Annotated in this window: 1 protein-coding gene; it reads right to left on the bottom strand. The window is 46.7% G+C overall.

Features of this window, described 5'->3' with window-relative positions:
• Positions 1–315 (bottom strand): zinc-dependent metalloprotease (locus CWC11_RS21650; RefSeq protein WP_171038509.1); only part of this gene is annotated, 315 nt, incomplete at both ends.

The raw sequence follows: 315 nt of genomic DNA, 5'->3' as shown, positions 1-315 counted from the left end.
CTGCCAATATTGCTGCTAATGCTTGCGCTTCATCATTGGCACCAAAGTCACTATATCCATACTTTACGACTTGCTTATCCCAGTCTCCCATGCCCTTGGCATAGCCTTGGGTAATATCTAGTTTGCCTTGACCATCGAAGCCAACCAATGGATGAGGATAATCCATCACCGATGCACGCTCTTTTGCTGACGCAGAGAAATTATGCGCAATCCCCAATGTATGACCAATCTCATGTGCGCTTAATTGACGAATGCGATCAAGTGCCATGGCATGCAAGTTTTTAGTCACTTCGTCCCCTTTGACAAAGGGCGCAG

Origin of the sequence: Pseudoalteromonas sp. S3178 (assembly GCF_005886985.1) — a bacterium.
GTDB lineage: Bacteria > Pseudomonadota > Gammaproteobacteria > Enterobacterales > Alteromonadaceae > Pseudoalteromonas > Pseudoalteromonas carrageenovora.
This window is presented reverse-complemented; position numbering and strand designations above follow the sequence as displayed.